Origin of the sequence: Ochrobactrum sp. SFR4, assembly GCF_019730395.1 — a bacterium.
Lineage (GTDB): Bacteria > Pseudomonadota > Alphaproteobacteria > Rhizobiales > Rhizobiaceae > Pseudochrobactrum.
The window spans coordinates 1-262 of record NZ_JAAPBB010000919.1 but is presented as its reverse complement, the minus strand read 5'-3'; the positions used below and the strand labels follow the sequence as shown (position 1 = coordinate 262).

The 262-nt window shown below is 43.1% G+C and carries 1 protein-coding gene; it reads right to left on the bottom strand.

Annotation, left to right across the window (positions count from 1 at the left end; all coding sequences use genetic code 11):
• The coding region (locus HBA93_RS21775; RefSeq protein ID WP_221724636.1) for a hypothetical protein at window positions 1-196 on the bottom strand (196 nt) is incomplete at its 3' end.
• Window positions 197-262: the final 66 nt, after the last annotated feature.

Here is a 262-nt window from a genome sequence, read left to right as displayed (position 1 = left end):
ATCGAAATTTATATTTCGCTTTGCGGAGACGTTTGAAATATTTCTGTACATCCGAGTAGGTAAGCCATGCAGCATGTAAGTGATCTACACTGTCATTTTCATCCCTTCCATATGTCAGGGAAATTGAATGTGCTGCTATGGCTGTTTTATTTTCGGCAACGCATCGACCGACCCAATCATCGATTTTAGTCTCCATGCATTGCCAGCATTTACGACACGCAATTTCAGTGCCGTCAGCTAACAGTCCAGGCTCTAAACACAC